Annotated in this window: 13 protein-coding genes; 3 read left to right on the top strand and 10 right to left on the bottom strand. The window is 66.5% G+C overall.

Annotation, left to right across the window (positions count from 1 at the left end; all coding sequences use genetic code 11):
• Positions 1-3: 3 nt before the first annotated feature.
• From J2808_RS04720 to J2808_RS04705, 4 genes are read right to left on the bottom strand one after another with little or no spacing between them, the layout of a single operon-like run.
• Entirely contained in the window at positions 4-999 is a 996-nt protein-coding gene (locus J2808_RS04720) for a sugar phosphate isomerase/epimerase family protein (RefSeq protein ID WP_309812375.1), read from the bottom strand.
• A 1-nt stretch (position 1,000) separates the two neighbouring features.
• The gene (locus J2808_RS04715; RefSeq protein ID WP_309812372.1) at positions 1,001-2,206 is read right to left on the bottom strand and encodes a Gfo/Idh/MocA family protein; all 1,206 of its coding nucleotides are present in this window, start codon (positions 2,204-2,206) and stop codon (positions 1,001-1,003) included.
• A gap of 10 nt (positions 2,207-2,216) precedes the next feature.
• Positions 2,217-3,338, bottom strand: coding sequence for a Gfo/Idh/MocA family protein (locus tag J2808_RS04710; protein WP_309812370.1), 1,122 nt, complete (start codon positions 3,336-3,338; stop codon positions 2,217-2,219).
• On the bottom strand, positions 3,335-4,099 hold the full coding sequence (locus J2808_RS04705; protein ID WP_309812368.1) for a sugar phosphate isomerase/epimerase family protein: 765 nt from the start codon (positions 4,097-4,099) through the stop codon (positions 3,335-3,337). Before J2808_RS04705 ends, J2808_RS04710 begins: the two co-directional genes overlap by 4 nt.
• 157 nt (positions 4,100-4,256) lie before the next feature.
• Between J2808_RS04705 and J2808_RS04700 the strand changes: the two genes are divergently transcribed.
• On the top strand, positions 4,257-5,468 hold the full coding sequence (locus J2808_RS04700; RefSeq protein WP_309812366.1) for an ROK family transcriptional regulator: 1,212 nt from the start codon (positions 4,257-4,259) through the stop codon (positions 5,466-5,468).
• Between the two features lie 24 nt (positions 5,469-5,492).
• Here J2808_RS04700 and J2808_RS04695 read toward each other — a convergent pair whose 3' ends face one another.
• Positions 5,493-6,449, bottom strand: a complete 957-nt coding sequence (locus J2808_RS04695; RefSeq protein ID WP_309812364.1) for a D-2-hydroxyacid dehydrogenase family protein — start codon at positions 6,447-6,449, stop codon at positions 5,493-5,495.
• 159 nt (positions 6,450-6,608) lie between these two features.
• On the opposite strand from J2808_RS04695, the gene J2808_RS04690 reads away from it, so the two are divergent.
• Entirely contained in the window at positions 6,609-7,805 is a 1,197-nt protein-coding gene (locus J2808_RS04690; protein ID WP_309814144.1) for an MFS transporter, read from the top strand.
• A gap of 224 nt (positions 7,806-8,029) precedes the next feature.
• On the opposite strand, the gene aceB is transcribed toward J2808_RS04690, so the two are convergent.
• Positions 8,030-9,682, bottom strand: coding sequence for a malate synthase A (aceB, locus tag J2808_RS04685; protein WP_309812363.1), 1,653 nt, complete (start codon positions 9,680-9,682; stop codon positions 8,030-8,032).
• Between the two features lie 282 nt (positions 9,683-9,964).
• Positions 9,965-11,281: an isocitrate lyase gene (aceA, locus tag J2808_RS04680; RefSeq protein WP_309812361.1), complete on the bottom strand. Its 1,317-nt coding sequence runs from the start codon at positions 11,279-11,281 to the stop codon at positions 9,965-9,967.
• 153 nt (positions 11,282-11,434) lie between these two features.
• Here aceA and J2808_RS04675 point away from each other — a divergent pair, with 153 nt between their 5' ends.
• Positions 11,435-12,949: a helix-turn-helix domain-containing protein gene (locus tag J2808_RS04675; protein WP_309812360.1), complete on the top strand. Its 1,515-nt coding sequence runs from the start codon at positions 11,435-11,437 to the stop codon at positions 12,947-12,949.
• An 18-nt stretch (positions 12,950-12,967) separates the two neighbouring features.
• On the opposite strand, the gene J2808_RS04670 is transcribed toward J2808_RS04675, so the two are convergent.
• Genes J2808_RS04670 through J2808_RS04660 form a run of 3 tightly spaced genes read right to left on the bottom strand, consistent with a single transcriptional unit; the run spans position 12,968 to position 16,126 of the window.
• The gene (locus J2808_RS04670) at positions 12,968-13,987 is read right to left on the bottom strand and encodes a TAXI family TRAP transporter solute-binding subunit (RefSeq protein WP_309812358.1); all 1,020 of its coding nucleotides are present in this window, start codon (positions 13,985-13,987) and stop codon (positions 12,968-12,970) included.
• Complete coding sequence (locus tag J2808_RS04665; RefSeq protein ID WP_309812356.1) at positions 13,980-15,461, bottom strand: sensor histidine kinase; 1,482 nt, start codon at positions 15,459-15,461, stop codon at positions 13,980-13,982. Before J2808_RS04665 ends, J2808_RS04670 begins: the two co-directional genes overlap by 8 nt.
• Positions 15,458-16,126 (bottom strand): response regulator transcription factor, encoded by a 669-nt coding sequence (locus tag J2808_RS04660; RefSeq protein WP_309812355.1) that lies wholly within the window; start codon positions 16,124-16,126, stop codon positions 15,458-15,460. Before J2808_RS04660 ends, J2808_RS04665 begins: the two co-directional genes overlap by 4 nt.
• Positions 16,127-16,210: the final 84 nt, after the last annotated feature.

Here is a 16,210-nt window from a genome sequence, read left to right as displayed (position 1 = left end):
TTGCTACTGCTTGAAGGCGGCGTCGAAGGACGTGTTCGACGCCGGGAAGTCGAACTTCTTGAGCGCGGCGAGGGCTTCGGGGGCGCCGTGGAGGCGGTCCATTCCCGCGTCTTCCCACTCGACGGAGATGGGTCCTGTGTAGCCGATCGCGGCGAGGGCCCGGAAGGACGATTCCCAGGGGACGTCGCCGCGGCCTGCGGAGACGAAGTCCCAGCCGCGGCGCGGGTCGCCCCAGGGCAGGTGGGAGCCCATCACGGTGTTCCGGCCGGTGGGCCGGAGCTTGGTGTCCTTGCAGTCGACGTGGTAGATCCGGTCCTTGAAGTCCCAGATAAAGGAGACGGGGTCGATGCCCTGCCACATGAAGTGGGAGGGGTCCCAGTTCAGGCCGAACGCTTCGCGGTGGCCGATCGCTTCGAGGGTGCGGACGGTGGTCCAGTAGTCGTAGGCGATCTCGCTCGGGTGGACTTCGTGGGCGAAGCGGACGCCGCATTCGTCGAAGACATCGAGGATGGGGTTCCAGCGGTCGGCGAAGTCCTGGTAGCCGGCCTCGATCACGGCGGCCGGGACGGGCGGGAACATGGCCACGTACTGCCAAATGGAGGAGCCGGTGAACCCGACGACGGTGTCCACGCCCAGTGCCTTGGCGAGCCGGGCGGTGTGCTTCATTTCCTCGGCGGCACGCGACCGGACGCCCTCGGGGTCGCCGTCGCCCCAGACCTTCGCGCCCACGATGGCTTCGTGGCGGAAGTCGATGGGGTCATCGCACACGGCCTGGCCCTTGAGGTGGTTGGAGATGGCCCACACCTTCAGGTTGTACTTCTCCAGGACGGCGAGTTTGGCTTCGACGTAGCCGGGTTCGTCCCAGCGCCAGGCGTCCAGATGGTCGCCTGACACTGCGATTTCCAGGCCGTCGTAGCCCCAGCCGGAGGCGAGGCGGGCGACTTCCTCGAAGGGGAGGTCGGCCCACTGGCCGGTGAACAGGGTGTAGGGGCGGGGCATGTCAGGCTCCTTCAGACGTGGTTGGTGTGCTGAGTCGGATGGTGGAGCTGTTCGCGGCGGCGGACTCTTCGATGGCGTTCAGGATCCGCTGCACTTCGAGTCCGTCTTCGAACGACGGCGAGGGCGGGGTTCCGGTGCTGATGGCGGTGAGGAGGTCGCGGATTTCGTGCGTGAAGGTGTGTTCCCAGCCGATGATGTGCCCCTGCGGCCACCACGCCCCCAGATACGGGTGCTCGGGTTCGTTCACCAGGATGCGCCGGAACCCCTGCTCCCGGACCGGGGCCGTGGCGTCCAGGAACCGGAGCTCGTTGAGGTTCTCCAGATCGAACAGAATGGCGCCCTTGTCCCCGTAGACCTCCAGCTTCAGCGAGTTTTTCTGGCCGGTGGCAACCCGGGAGACCTCCACTGAGGCGATCGCTCCGGAGGCGAGGGAGAGTGTGGCCCAGGCAGCGTCGTCGACCGTTACCTCCTCCATCCCGCTTGCGGGACCACCGGCCCCGGGGCGCCGGCCCACGAAGGTGTGCAGGCGGCCGGAAACCTCGGTGACCTGGTCCGCGAGCAGGAACAGCACCTGGTCGATCGTGTGGGAGGCAATGTCGCCCAGCGCGCCGGAGCCGGCGGTTTCCTTGTTCAGCCGCCAGGTCATGGGGGCCGTTTCATCCGCCAGCCAGTCCTGGAGGTAGGAGGCGCGGACCTGGCGGACCGTACCCACCCGGCCTTCCGTGATGAGTTCCCGGGCCAGGGCCAGCGCGGGCACGCGCCGGTAGTTGAAGCCGATCATGGACTGCACGCCGTTGGCCCGGGCTGCCTGCGCGGCCGCTGCCATGGCCTCGGCCTCGGCAAGGGTGTTCGCAAGCGGCTTCTCCACGAGGACGTGCTTGCCGGCCTGGAGCGCCGCGATGGCGATTTCGGCGTGCATCCAGCCCGGCGCGCAGATGTCTACAATGTCGATGTCCTCGCGGTCCAGGACGGACCGCCAGTCGTTGGCGGTCTCGGCCCAGCCGTATTTCGCGGCGGCTTCAGCCACTCCGGCAGCGTCGCGGCCCACCAGGACTTTCTGCTCGAAGGCCGGGACGTCGAAGTAGGACGCCACGTTGCGCCAGGCGTTGGAGTGGGCCTTGCCCATAAACGCATAGCCGATCATCGCGACGCCGAGCGGCGTCTTGCGCGGTGTGTTGCCCTGTGCGGATGGATCCTGTGCAGTCATGGCGTGGCCCCTAGAGGGTAGCGGTTTCGGGTGCCCAGTCCTCGGGCAGGGCGGGCGACGCCGCTGCCGAGCTCTCGACGTCCACGAACGTGCCGGATTCCACGGACTCGGAGATCGAGACCATGGCATCCAGGACGTGGTAGGCCAGATCCCCGGTGGCGCGGTGGGGGACGCCGGCGCGGAGGGCCCGGGCCATATCCAGGACGCCCATGCCGCGGCCATTGGCGGGACCGGTTGCGGGGACCGTGGTCCAGTCTTCGTCCCCTGCCCGCCAGAGCCGGATGTCGCCGTCGAAATAGTTGGGGTCCGGCAGCGAGAGCGTGGCTTCGGTGCCGGTGATCTCCACGAAGCCCATCCGTACGCGGGGCGACTCGAACGAGAACACGCTGTGCGAGGACGCGCCACTCTCGAACTGGGCCATTGCGCTGACATGCGTGGGGACCTCGACGGTGAACTCCTCGCCGGCCTTGGGTCCGGAGCCGATGACGCGCGTCGCTTTGGCGGAGGAGCCGACGGCGGCCACCTTGCGGATGGAGCCGAACGTCTGGATGAGGGTGGTGAGGTAGTACGGGCCCATGTCGAAGAGCGGGCCTGCACCGGACTGGAAGAGGAACGCCGGGTTGGGGTGCCAGGACTCCGGGCCGGGCGTCTGGAACGTGGTCATGGCCGTCAGGGGCGTCCCGATGTCGCCGCGCTGGATCACGCGCAGGGCAGTCTGGAGGCCTGCGCCGAGGAAGGTATCCGGCGCGCAGCCCAGGCGGATCCCGGCGGCGTCGGCCGTCTTGAGGAGGCCCAGTCCTGATTCGCGGTCCAGGGAGAAGGGCTTCTCGGTCCAGACGTGCTTGCCCGCGTTCACAGCCGCCGTGGCCACTTCAACGTGCGCCGCAGGGATGGTCAGGTTGACGATGATTTCGACGTCGGGGTGGTTCAGGGCCGCGTCCACGCCGCCCCACTCGGGGATGCCATACTCCTTGGCGCGGGCCGCTGCCGCTTCCTCGAAGAGATCGGCGATGACGAGGACCTTGAGGTCCGGGAAGACCATGAGGTTGTCCAGGTACTGCTTGCTGATGTTTCCGGCGCCGATGACGGCGACGCCTACGGGCCCTTTGCGAATTGTTGCTGCGCGGCTCATGCTGTGGCGTTTTCGGCGGTGGTTCCTACTGCTCCGGCGGCGTTCAGGTACGCCAGGCTCTCGGCAATGCCTTCAAAGATGTCGCCGGCGTAGTCGTCAAACTCCACCACGCCGACCTCCAGGGACCTGGCGGCCGCAATGACGTCCAGCACGGCGACCTTGCCCTTGCCCGCCGGCAGCTGCGCCTTGGTGTCTGTGTTCAGAGGGCCGTCCTTGATGTGGATGAACTTCACCCTGTCGCCCAGCCGCTCCAGCACGGCGACGGGGTCGTGACCGCCCACGGCCACCCAGTACGTGTCCACTTCGAGGACCACTTCGGGGTTAAGGAGGTCTGTGAAGTATTCGAGTGCGGTCCGGCCTTCGACGGCGGACTCCAGCTCCCACTGATGGTTGTGGTAGCCCACGCGGATGCCGTATTCGGCGCCCTTCCTGGCGGCGTCATTGAGGCTCGCGGCAGTCTGTTGGATGGCTTCGGCGGACTGCCACCGCTCGGCGGTGATGAAGGGTTCGATGACCGTGGAGATACCGAGTGCCTTGGCCGCCGCAAAGATCTGGTCCTGGTCCTGGCTGAGCAGCGGCGCGTGCCCGGACGGAGCGGTCAGCCCGTTCTCCTTCAGCGCCTTCCCGAGTTCCTCGGCTGTGGCCACGAAGTTGTACGGCTCCACCTGCGTAAAGCCGATCTCGGCGACCTTCCGGATGGTGCCGGGCAGGTCCTCTTGCATCGCGTCGCGGAGCGTGTAGAGCTGAAGGGAATAGTTCATTGGTTCTCCTGTGGGCGGACGAACACTGACTGGTTGCCAAGGGTGGCCTCCACTAAAGCTAGAACGACTTATGCCGAGCGTCAAGCAAAAGTTGAATGCCAGCTGTCATTCTTTGTTTGGCGTGACAGGCAGAACGGACGTGTGTTATTCATGATCCATGAGCCCCGCCCCCGCAACCGAGCCAGCTTCCCCGGATCACGCCAGTGGCCTGGCCCGCGCCGGTGACCTCTTCCAGCTCCTGCGGGACGGCCGGGCACGCACCCGTGCCGAGCTGGCCCTGACCACCGGACTGGCGCGTTCCACCGTGGCAGCACGCATCGACGCCCTTATCGCATCCGGCCTCGTGGGGCCTGCGGGGGAGGCGAATTCCAGCGGCGGCAGGCCGCCGTCGCGCTTTGCGTTCAACCCGGCGGCACGCGCAGTGCTGGCGGTGGACGTCGGGGCCACCCACGTGATCGTGGCAGTCACCGACCTCAGCGGTAAAGTCCTGGCCGAACGGCGGCTGGCCCAGGATGTGGCCGCCGGTCCGGAAGCCGTGCTGGGCAAGGTGGTCAAGGAGGGCCTGGCGCTGCTCCAGAAGGCGGGGCGGGGCACCCACGATCTGGCCGGCGTCGGGATCGGGCTGCCGGGGCCGGTGGAGCATGCCACTGGACGGCCGGTTAAGCCGCCCATCATGCCTGGCTGGGACGGCTTCGATGTGGTCCGTTATGTGCAGCGCTCGCTGCCGGTACCGGTGCTGGTGGACAACGACGTGAACATCATGGCGCTGGGGGAGCGGACGGCGCACTGGCCGGAGCACGCCAATTTCCTGTTTATCAAAGTTGCCACGGGCGTTGGCTCGGGCATCATCAGCAGCGGTGAACTGCAGCGCGGTGCCAACGGCACGGCGGGCGACCTGGGCCACGTCCGCGTTCCGCGTGGCGATGACGTGCTCTGCCGGTGCGGCAACTACGGCTGTCTGGAGGCGCTCGCATCCGCACCCGCGCTGGCCGCTGAACTGGAGCGGCAGGGCGTCCCGGCAAGCAAGGGCAGCGATGTGCTGCGGCTCGTAAGCGAGGGCAATGTGCAGGCCATTCACGCCCTGCGCCAGGCCGGACGGGACGTAGGCGATGTGCTGGCCACCGTGGTCAACCTGCTCAACCCGTCGGTCATCGTGATCGGCGGAAGCCTGGGCCAGGCCGGCGAACACCTGATGGCTGGCGTTCGCGAGGTGGTGTACCGGCGGTCGTTGCCACTGGCCACCAGCCACTTGCGTATCGCCCTGTCCCTCGCGGGAGACAAGGCAGCGATCCTTGGAGCCAGCCAGCTGGTCACGCAATATGTGTTGTCGCCCGCGGCTATCGAGGCAACGATCGCCGCGGCCGGCTAAGGGTTCGTATTTACGACACCGTAGTCATCCGGCAGTAAGCACCCGCACCGGCGACCCCTCAAGCCAGGCTTTGACGTCTTCGAACGCCCCGCCGTAGAACTGCCGGTAGCTTTCCTGCGTGACGTAGCCAAGGTGCGGGGAGAGCACTGTGTTGGGGGTGCTGAGGAGCGGGTGGGCCGGCAGGATGGGCTCGGTGTCGAACACGTCCAGGGCAGCCCCGCGGATCCAGCCTTCGTTCAGGGCGCGCACCAGGGCGTCCTGCTCAACCAGGGGACCCCGTGACGTGTTCACGAGGAGGCCTTCCGGGCCAAGGAGCCGCAGTTCGCGCTCACCGACGATCCCCTCGGAACGGGGCGACAGCCGCAGATGGAGGGTGACGACGTCGGAATTCCTGAAAAGGTCCTCCTTGCTGACTTTCTGGACCCCTGCCTCTGCGGCGGCCTCCTCGGTCAGATTCTGGCTCCAAGCCAGTACTTCCATCCCGAACGCCTGCCCGTAGGCGGCAATCCGGCGCCCGATCTTGCCGAGGCCCACTACGCCGAGCGTCTTGCCGGACAACTCCATTCCCACGGACGTTTGCCACGTGCCGGCCCGTAGCGAGTTCTCCTCGGCCGGGAGGTTCCGGGCCAGCGCCAAGAGCAGACCCCACGTCAGCTCCGGGGCGGCGGTGGGCGAGCCTGACGTGCCGCAGACGGTGATCCCGAGTTCTTCAGCCGCGGCCACGTCGATGGCGGCGTTGGCCATGCCGGTTGTCACCAGAAGTTTCAGGCCGGGAAGCCGCTCCAGCACGGAGCGCGGAAAAGGGGTCCGCTCCCGCATCGCCACCACGATCTGGACGTCGGCCAGCGCTGCGGCGAGGGCATCTTCGGACTGGAACGGCTCCCGGAAGACGGCGGTGGAGACCTGTTCCAGGGAGGTCCAGTCGGCGAAGCCGTGCGCCACGTCCTGGTAGTCGTCGAGGATGGCAAGCCGCTGCTGCATGTCTATTCCTTCGTCCGGAGATGTGTGTTCCGAGTTTTTGTCCAGATACTGCCCGATTCCGTCATTCTAGGGCCCATTATCTGGACAAAAACTCTCAGGGGGTGGGGCGTGATAGCAATTGGAGGTGATGAAATCATTTTTAAGCCGCCGGGCCATCTCGTGAGCGGGCACTTCCTGGCGAAGGTTCCGAAGGCATGGATCCTGCTGGCGTGCATCGGCCTGCTGGCGCTCAACCTGCGCGGACCCTTCGTCGCTGTGGCCCCCGTGGTGGACCTGATGCAGGCCGACCTGGGATTTTCCCCGGTGATGCTGGGCCTGCTGACTAGCATTCCGGTGCTGTGCTTCGCGGTCGCCGCCCCGCTGGCGTCCTTGGCCACCAGGAAATTCGGAGCCGAGTTCGCCGTCTCCCTCACCATTCTGGGCGTCCTGGCGGGCGTCATTGTCCGGTCGGCCGGCGGCCCGGGACCGGTGGTGGTGGGAACGGTGATGATCGGCGTGGCCATCACAGTGGGCAATATCGCCGTGCCGTTGATCATCCGCCGCGACTTCTCACCCTGGCGGCAGGGCACAGCCATGGGCGTTTACACGGCGGCCCTGAACATCGGATCATTCGTGACGTCGATGGCCACGGCGCCGCTCGCCGAAGTGGCCGGCTGGCGTATGGCGCTCGCGTCCGTGGGCATCCTGGCCGTGGTGGCCATCGTTTTCTGGACGTTCGCCGTGGGTCCCCGCACCGCGTTTGTGCCCTCCGGGGCCGTGGTCAATGGCGGGCAGGAGCATTCCGCGGTCAAGGGTTCCGGCTGGATTACCGCCGGCCTGACCTTGGGCTTTGCCGGCCAGGCATTTTCCTACTATGCGGTGACGGCATGGCTGCCCAGCTACCTTCACGATGAGCTGGATATGTCCGCTTCGGCGGCCGGGGCGGGTTCGTCACTGTTCCAGATCTTCGCCATCGTCGGCGGGCTCGGCGTGCCGTTAGCGGCCAAATACTTCAGTACGACGACGACGGCCGTCACCTTGGGCGTCCTGTGGATGGCCGTTCCGGCCGGGCTGCTGCTGGCACCGGAGCTGTGGTGGCTGTGGTCCGTCTCCGGCGGCATCTCCCAGGGCGGCGGGATCACCATCATCTTCATCGCCATCATCAAGCTGGCCAAGGACCAGGTAAGTGCGGGCAGGATGTCGGCCACGGTGCAGGGCATTGGCTACTGCTTTGCGGCGGTGTCCCCGCCGCTCATTGGATTTGTGCACGACGCTGCCGGCTCCTGGACCCCGGCGTTGCTGGTGATCCTGGTGTCGACCCTGGTCTTCTTCGTCAGCACAACCCTCTCCGTGCGGAAGGTGCCGAAGGGACGCTGACACGTCCCGCCGTCGTTCTGTCTCGCCTTCCCCTTCTGCGCCCCCTACCTCAAACGCTGTCTCACCTAATGCAGCTTAACCAGCGATGCTCTCACTTTCTTGAGGAAAGATAACGAGCATCGCTGGATCACACGGGGTGTTCCGTCGCCGGGCCGGCTCCCCGGATCTCGGGGGTGCCTGTTGCGAAGGGCGTGCCTGCCCGGCAGACGGAAATCTGTGCTGCTTTACGCGGCGGCGAGCTCTTCCTGGGTTGCCTTCTCGCGGGCCTCGGTGAGGTAGCGGGCGTAGGCGGGGAGGGTGAGGAAGGACGGGAAGTCCTGGCTGAGGGTGACTTCTTCGAAGATGTCGCGGGCGTCTTCGAAGCGGTCGCCGTCGAAGCGTTCCAGGCGTGCGAACTCTTCGTCGAGCAGTTCCTCGATCCAGTGGTGGGTGATGATTTCGCCGTGGTCGGTGATGGCGGATGCGAACATCCACTGCCACAGCTGCGAGCGGGAGATTTCCGCGGTGGCGGCGTCTTCCATGAGGTTGTGGATGGCGACGGCGCCGTTCCCGCGGAGCCAGGACTCGATGTAGCGGATGCCCACCTCGATGTTGTTCCGGATGCCCTGCTCGGTGATGGTGCCTTCGGTGGCGGCCACGTTGATCAGGGCGCGGTCATCGGGGATGACGTCCTCGCGGGTGCGCTCCAGCTGGTTGGGGCGGTCGCCGAGGGTGGCGTCGAACACTTCGCGGCAGACCGGCACCAGGTCCGGGTGGGCCACCCAGGAGCCGTCGAAGCCGTCGTTGGCCTCGCGGGTTTTGTCGGCGCGGACCTTTTCGAACGCGTTGGTGTTGGCGGCTTCGTCCTTGCGGTTGGGGACGGCAGCAGCCATGCCGCCGATGGCCATGGCGCCGCGCTTGTGGCAGGCACGGACCAGCTGTTCGGTGTAGGCGCGCATGAAGGGGGCGGTCATGGTGACCTGGGCGCGGTCCGGGAGGACGAACCGGGGGCCGCGGGTACGGAAGTTCTTGATCAGGGAGAAGATGTAGTCCCAGCGGCCGGCGTTCAGGCCCGAGGCGTGGTCGCGCAGTTCGTAGAGGATCTCCTCCATTTCGAACGCTGCGGTGATCGTTTCGATCAGCACGGTGGCACGGATGGTGCCCTGCGGGATGCCGAGCAGGTCCTGGGCGAGGATGAAGATGTCGTTCCACAGCCGTGCCTCGAGGTGGTTCTCGATCTTGGGCAGGTAGAAGTATGGGCCCTTGCCCTGGGCCAGGAGCCGGCGGGCGTTGTGGAAGAAGTACAGGCCGAAGTCCACGATGCCACCGGCCACGGGGGCGCCGTCGATGATCATGTGCTTCTCGGGCAGGTGCCAGCCGCGGGGGCGGACCACGATGGTGGGCAGTTCGCCGGCGGGGCGGAGCTTGTAATCCTTGCCCTCGGGGGAGGTGTAATCGATCCGGCGCTCCAGGGCGTCGGTGAGGTTCAGCTGGCCCTTGATGACGTTGCGCCAGGTGGGGGTGGAGGAGTCTTCCATGTCTGCGAGCCAGACCTTGGCGCCGGAGTTCAGGGCGTTGATGGTCATCTTCTTATCCACCGGGCCGGTGATTTCCACGCGGCGGTCCTCCAGGCCGGGTGCCGGGGGAGCGACGCGCCATGACGGATCGTTGCGGATGTCCTCGGTCTCGCGGAGGAAACGCGGGTCCTGGCCGGCGGCGATTTCAGCCCGGCGGGTCCGGCGGGCCTGCAGCAGTTCCTGCCGGCGTCCGGCAGTGGCCCGGTGCAGTTTTGCGACAAACTCCAAAGCATCCGGAGTAAGAACCTCGTCCTGCCGGCAAATGGGCTGCGCGGTCAAAGTGATGCCGTTGATCGTGAAGTTGTCAGTAAAAGTGTTCATTTCAAGTCTCCTTAAAGACGAAAAGGGAAGTTCGACGGCGGGTAGCGGCACGTGGTAAGCGGGGCACAAGGCCGGAGGAGCCGGTAACGCGGCAGCGTGCGTAAAAGGGGCCCTGTGGCCGGCTTCGTCCTCGCTCAGCGAGGTAAGAAGCCGGCCATGGGGAATAGCACGCCGAGCGTTGCCGGTCCGAAGGGCCGGCGGTGATAACCGCCGTCGAACGCTAAGTGGGCCCACGGCCGCCGGGTTCCCTCGCGAGCTTGCGAGCGGAGGGGCGGCTGGGGATTAGTGGAACTGGCCCTCTTCGGTCGATCCGACCAGGGCGAGGGTGGATGCGTTCGGGTTGAGCGCAGTAGCGATGTCGTCGAAGTAGCCGGTGCCGACTTCGCGCTGGTGCTTGGTCGCGGTGTAGCCGCGGGACTCGGAGGCGAATTCCTTCTCCTGGAGCTCGACGTAGGCGCTCATGCCTTCACGGGCGTAGCCGTGGGCGAGATCGAACATCGAGTAGTTCAGGGCGTGGAAGCCGGCCAGGGTGATGAACTGGAAGGTGAAGCCCATGGCGCCGAGTTCACGCTGGAACTTCGCGATGGTGGCGTCGTCCAGGTGCTTGCGCCAGTTGAACGACGGCGAGCAGTTGTAGGAGAGCATCTGGTCCGGGAAGTCAGCCTTGACCGCCTCGGCGAACTTGCGGGCCAGCTCCAGGTCCGGGGTGCCCGTCTCCATCCAGATGAGGTCAGAGTACGGGGCGTAGGCCTTGGCGCGGGCGATGCAGGGTTCGATGCCGTTGCGGACCTTGTAGAAGCCTTCCGGGGTGCGTTCGCCGGTGACGAATTCCTGGTCGCGGGGATCGACGTCGGAGGTGATCAGGGTGGCCGCCTCGGCGTCGGTCCGGGCGATGACCACGGACGGGGTGCCTGCGACGTCGGCTGCCAGCCGGGCGGCGTTCAGGGTGCGGACATGCTGCTGGGTGGGGATGAGCACCTTGCCGCCGAGGTGGCCGCACTTCTTCTCCGAGGCGAGCTGGTCTTCCCAGTGCACGCCCGAAGCGCCGGCCTGGATCATGGATTTCATGAGTTCGTAGGCGTTCAGCGGGCCCCCGAAGCCGGCCTCGGCGTCGGCGACGATCGGGACCATCCAGTCCTCGACGGTCTGGACGCCTTCGGAGAATTCGATCTGGTCGGCGCGGAGCAGTGCATTGTTGATCCGGCGTACCACCGTGGGAACCGAGTTGGCCGGGTACAGCGACTGGTCCGGGTAGGTGTGGCCGGAGTTGTTGGCGTCCGCGGCAACCTGCCAGCCGGAGAGGTAGATGGCACGCAGGCCAGCCTTGACCTGCTGCACTGCCTGGTTGCCGGTCAGGGCGCCCAGGGCGTTGGTGTAGCCGCCGGTTTTGTGCTCTTCGGTGAGCTGCTTCCAGAGCTTTTCGGCACCGCGGCGGGCCAGCGTGTGTTCTTCGGAGACACGGCCGCGGAGCTTGACCACATCCGCTGCCTTGTAGTCACGGGTCACACCTTCCCAGCGGGGATTGGCGGCCCACTCAAGCTCCAGGGCGGCAGCCTGCTCGGCGGGCGTCTGCTGGGTGGGCTCAAATGCTGCAGTCATCGTTGTCTCCTTGATTGAGCTCCGGGTGGATATCCGCCGGCCGGTGCTGCGTCGCTGCAGTCCCGGCCGGCTCTCCCGGTGCGGTGTTTCTTTCCGTGATCACTACTTTTCAGCACTTCCAAGCTATGCAATAGGGGAAAAGGGTAGAAAGAAATGCGTTTCTTCGCGTATTCTCAAGAAATGTCACCTGGAAGCTGGAATCGCGACGTTGCACCGTCCTCGTCGTCCGCCGTCGCACCGGAACTGGACGTCATCAGCCTGGGCCGCCGCGTGCGGCATCTGCGGAAGCAGGTTGGGTACACGCTCGATGACCTGAGCGCCGCCGTCGGGACTGCACCGAGCCAGCTGAGCCTGATCGAAAACGGCAAGCGGGAGCCCAAACTGAGCCTGCTGCAGGGGCTGGCCGCCGCGCTCAACGTGAGCATCGACCAGCTGCTGGGCGCCGAGCCGCCGAGCCGCCGCGCTGCCCTGGAAATTGAGCTGGAACGCTACCAGCGCGGGCCCCTGTACGAGTCGCTGAACCTGCCCAAAATCCGCATCAGCGCGCGGCTCCCGCTCGATGTGCTGGAGGCGCAGGTGGGGCTGCTGCACGAACTCGAACGCAAGCTTAACGAGCAGGTGGCGACGCCGGAGGAGGCCCGCCGCGCGAACGGTGAACTGCGTGCCATGATGCGCGAGCGCGGCAACTACTTCCCGGAGTATGAGGCCGAGGCACAGAAGGTGCTCGGGCTGGTGGGCTACACGGCTGGCCCGCTCAGCCAGCACGTGATCGCCGACATCGCGGAAAAGCTCGGCTTCACCCTCCACCACGTGGGCGATCTGCCGCATTCCACCCGTTCCGTGACCGATTTGAAGAACCGCAGAATTTACCTGACGCAGAGCCAGCGCCAGGACCACGACCCGCGTTCGGTCCTGCTGCAGGCGTTGGGGCACTACGTCTTGGGGCACGAGACGCCCAAGAGCTACGGCGACTTTCTGGCCCAGCGGGTTGCCACCAACTACTTCGCGGCCGCGCTGCTGCTGCCCGAGCAGGCCACCGTTGACTTCCTGCAGAAAGCCAAAGCGGCCAAGGAAATCGCTGTTGAAGACATCCGCGACGCTTTTGCCGTCTCCTACGAGACCGCTGCGCACCGCTTCACCAACCTGGCCACGAAGCACCTGGGGATCACCACCCACTTCCAGAAGACCCACCAGAGCGGCATCATCTACAAGGCCTATGAGAACGACGGCGTGACGTTTCCGATGGACCACACGGGAGCCATCGAGGGCCAGCCGTCGTGCAAGTCGTGGACGTCGCGGGCGGTGTTCGACGTGCCGGACAAGTTCAGCGCCTACAGCCAGTACACGGACACGCCGTCCGGGACGTACTGGTGCACGGCCCGGACCGAACGTTCGGCTACCGGCGAGTTTTCGTTGTCGATCGGCGTGCCGTACCAGCATGTGAAATGGTTCCGGGGCCGGGAAACCACGGCCCGGGAGAAGTCCACGTGCCCGGACCCGAACTGCTGCAAACGGCCTCCGGCGTCGCTGGCCTCCGAGTGGGCCGGCAACGCCTGGCCCTCGGCCCGTGCCCATTCGCACCTGCTGGCCGCGATGCCGCCCGGCGCGTTCCCCGGCGTGGACGAGACCGAGGTGTACAGCTTCCTGCAGGCCCACTCGGGGAACTGACCCGGGACGCCGTCTCGCCTAACCGTGGAGCTCGCGGTAGGCGGCTGCCGCGGCGGGGTGCAGCGGCAGCCCCGGGGTGTTGATCAACGACTCCGGACTCAGAAACTGGACGCCCAGGCTCGACCGCGGGACCAGCTCTTCGGCATGGCCCACCAGAATCTCGACGGTCTTTTTCACCGTCCGGGAATCCGCGTCGCTCCGGCACAGAAGCAGGTTTGCCACGCCCACGGTCCAGACCGCCGGGATGCCCGGGTAGGCGCCCTCCGGGATGAGGACGCGGTCGTAGAACAGGCCATGTTTTGCGCGCAGCGCCGGAAGGAGCGGGGAAAGGTCCAGGAGCGAAAGTCCTGCGTCGCTGTGGGCCGCCGCAATCGCCGCGGTAGGCACACCGCCAGACCAGAACAGCGCATCTACGGAACCATTCTGCAGGGCCGCGAGACCCTCGTTGAGCCCAAGATTGAGGACGGTGACTGTCCCGGGGGATGAGGCTTCGGAGCCAGCGCCTACAGCCGCCGAAGTCAGCCCTGCAGCCTCGATCAGGCGGGGAGTGGTCAGCGATGTCCCCGACCCGGGCTCGCCAACAGCCACGGTCCGGCTGGCCAGCCCGGCGATGTTCCGGATGCCGCTTTCCTTCCGGACAACGCAGTGGACGTAGTTCTCGTACACCTTCCCGACGGCGGATATTCCGACGGTGGTGGCGTCACCGGCCGCAACGCGCTGCGCAGCTGAGTCAGAGAGTGCGACGGCGAATGTTGCCTTGCCGGAGAGCAGGAGTTCGAGGTTGTCCAGGCTGCCCCCGGTGGTCAGCGCGGTGGCCTGGCCTGCTCCACCGTGGCGTTGCAGGGATTCCGCCAGCAGTCCAGCGAACTCCAGGTAAAAGCCACCCGGTTCGCCGCCGGCCACGGTCACGGTGTCCGGACGTTCCTCGGCTGTGCAGCCGCTAATGGCTGGAAGCAGGAGGCCGGTCAGCCCGGCGGCCAGGCCAGCCTTGAGGGCTGTCCGGCGGGGAAAGGCATCGGCTCCGTTAAAGTCAATCATTCGAGTCCACCTGCCCCGGACTGGCCGCGGGATCCGGTCCGGCCGCCGCATCCGGTCCCGCAGCTGCCAGCGGAAATTCGAGGCGCGCAATCAGCCCGTGGGGCGAGGCCTCGGCCAGAACGAGGCGGCCGCCGTTGGCGCCGGCCAGTTTGTCCACAATGGTCATGCCCAGGCCGTTGCCGCGGATGCCGCGGTTGCGCGGCGAGCGCCAGAACCGGCCAGTGGCTGCTGCCCGTTCGTCGGCGGAAAGGCCGGGGCCGTTGTCGGACACTTCGATGGTGACACTGCCTTCACGCAGGCGGGCAGCGACCGAGATGTGGGCGCCTGGTGCGTATTTGATGGCGTTGTTGAGCAGTTCCGCCACCATCTGGGCCAGTTCGGCGGGGTTGCAGGCAATGTGCGCGGCCGGCTCCGGAGCGCTGTGCAGCAGGATTGTTGCCCCGCTTCGCCGTGCCGCAGGTTCTGCGCGTTCGGTCTCGTCCTGGAGGACCGGGTAGGGATCGATGGGCGCCTGCGCCCCGCCCAAGGGACCGCGGGAAGGGCCCGCCGGACTCCGGGCAGCGTCCTCACTCGCCCTGTGCTCAGCCGCCGCCAGCTTCAGGACTCCCTCGAGGATGCCTTCCAGATGCTCGAGCTCTGCCAGGACCCCGGCCGCCGCATCCTTCTGGCGGACGCTCTGGAGTTCCAGCTGGAGAAGATCGATCCTGAGCCGCAGCGCGCCCACTGGGTTACGGAGCTCGTGTGAGGTGTCAGCGATCAGTTGCCGCTGGGACTCCAGGCTGTTGCTGACAGTCCGGGCCATCGTGGTGAAGGAACGGCTCAGTTCCCGCAGCTCCGGCGGCCCGTCCTCAGGAAGTTGACTGGTCCGGCCGGTTGCCTCAAGTTCAGTCACCGCCGAGTTCAGGCGGTGGACCGGACGCAGCACCCACCCGGTCACCCGAGAGGCGGCCAGGAGCAGCATCGCCGCGAGCGCGGCGGCCGCCAACCCGACGATGAGCCACCGTTCCCGCAGTTTCTGCCGGGCTGCCTCCAGGTCCACTTCCAGGACCACCTCGCCCAGCACCTGGCTGGCGCTGCCGAAGGAACGGGACAGTACCTCGGAGTCCGGGCCGAACGGCTGAAGCGGCGCAAGCGTGGTGTCGCTGAGGTTCAAATTTGCCCGGGCCAGGGCATCCCCGACGTCGGTTCTGTCCTCATTCAGGCCACCCGAGCGCAGGGTGCCCTGCTGGAGGCGGATCAGGACCCCCTCTCCGTAGAGTTCGGAGTATCTGTTCATCTCCGTCTGCAGCCCCGCGGACTCTTCGGCAGTTGCGGCGTCGAAGGCCACCTGCGCGAACCGGTTCAGCGCGGTCACCCTTTTGATCTGGAGTTCCTGGGTCAGCTCCCGGCTGACGGACGCCAGGATGGCGGTGGAGCCAAAGATCACCAGGAGGACGGACAGCACGCTCAGGATGCCCAGGACGCGCAGCTTCAAGCGGAGTCCGCCTCGATCCGGTAGCCCACGCCGCGGACATTAATGATGAAGCCCGGAAGTTGGAGCTTGGCCCGCAGCCCGGTCAGGTGCACGTCGAGGGCGCGGGAGGAGGCCACGAAAGCGTCTCCCCACAGTGCGTCGAGGATCTGTTCCCTGGTCACCACCGAACCCGCATGGCCGGCCAAAAGTGCGAGGAGGTCGAACTCCGTGGCCGTCAGCGGCAACTCTTCAGAACCCCGGGTTGCCACACGCCGCTCTAGGTCAATCTCCAGGTCCCGCAGCACGATGTTCCGCTGCGGTGTGTCGAAGTGGCGGCCCGCGCGGCGGGTGACCGCTTCGATGCGGGCAAGCAGCTCAACCAGCTTCACCGGCTTGACGAGATAGTCATCCGCTCCTGACCGCAGCCCGAGCACCACGCTGCGTTCGTCGTCGCGCGCTGTCAGTATCAGGATGGGCACCGCGGTGACTTGGCGCAGCTTCCGCAGTACGTCGAGCCCATCCATGTCCGGGAGCCCCAGGTCCAGCAGGATCACCCCGAACTTCCGGTGGACCAGCAGGGCGTCGGCCCCGCGGGCTACCCGGGTGGGGTTATGGCCCGCGGTCACTACCGCTGCGGCCAGCGCGGATGCCATGGCGTCGTCGTCCTCGACGATCAGCAATTCCATGGTCCGGTCCCTTTTTCGTTGACTGGGCACCAAAATCTGCCCGCTTTGGAGATTACCCCCCGGCCCCGGCGAAACCTAAGGAAG

Source organism: Pseudarthrobacter sulfonivorans (assembly GCF_031454915.1).
Lineage (GTDB): Bacteria > Actinomycetota > Actinomycetes > Actinomycetales > Micrococcaceae > Arthrobacter > Arthrobacter sulfonivorans_C.
Note: the sequence above shows the minus strand (reverse complement) of the source record. Positions and strands in the feature narration are given on the sequence as shown.

Coding starts and splice junctions, on each gene's coding strand:
- aceB (WP_309812363.1), bottom strand. CDS start 9,682: ATGAACACTTTTACTGACAACTTCACGATCAACGGCATCACTTTGACC.
- J2808_RS04710 (WP_309812370.1), bottom strand. CDS start 3,338: ATGAGCCGCGCAGCAACAATTCGCAAAGGGCCCGTAGGCGTCGCCGTC.
- J2808_RS04700 (WP_309812366.1), top strand. CDS start 4,257: ATGAGCCCCGCCCCCGCAACCGAGCCAGCTTCCCCGGATCACGCCAGT.
- aceA (WP_309812361.1), bottom strand. CDS start 11,281: ATGACTGCAGCATTTGAGCCCACCCAGCAGACGCCCGCCGAGCAGGCT.
- J2808_RS04715 (WP_309812372.1), bottom strand. CDS start 2,206: ATGACTGCACAGGATCCATCCGCACAGGGCAACACACCGCGCAAGACG.
- J2808_RS04705 (WP_309812368.1), bottom strand. CDS start 4,099: ATGAACTATTCCCTTCAGCTCTACACGCTCCGCGACGCGATGCAAGAG.
- J2808_RS04675 (WP_309812360.1), top strand. CDS start 11,435: ATGCGTTTCTTCGCGTATTCTCAAGAAATGTCACCTGGAAGCTGGAAT.
- J2808_RS04670 (WP_309812358.1), bottom strand. CDS start 13,987: ATGATTGACTTTAACGGAGCCGATGCCTTTCCCCGCCGGACAGCCCTC.
- J2808_RS04720 (WP_309812375.1), bottom strand. CDS start 999: ATGCCCCGCCCCTACACCCTGTTCACCGGCCAGTGGGCCGACCTCCCC.
- J2808_RS04695 (WP_309812364.1), bottom strand. CDS start 6,449: ATGCAGCAGCGGCTTGCCATCCTCGACGACTACCAGGACGTGGCGCAC.
- J2808_RS04660 (WP_309812355.1), bottom strand. CDS start 16,126: ATGGAATTGCTGATCGTCGAGGACGACGACGCCATGGCATCCGCGCTG.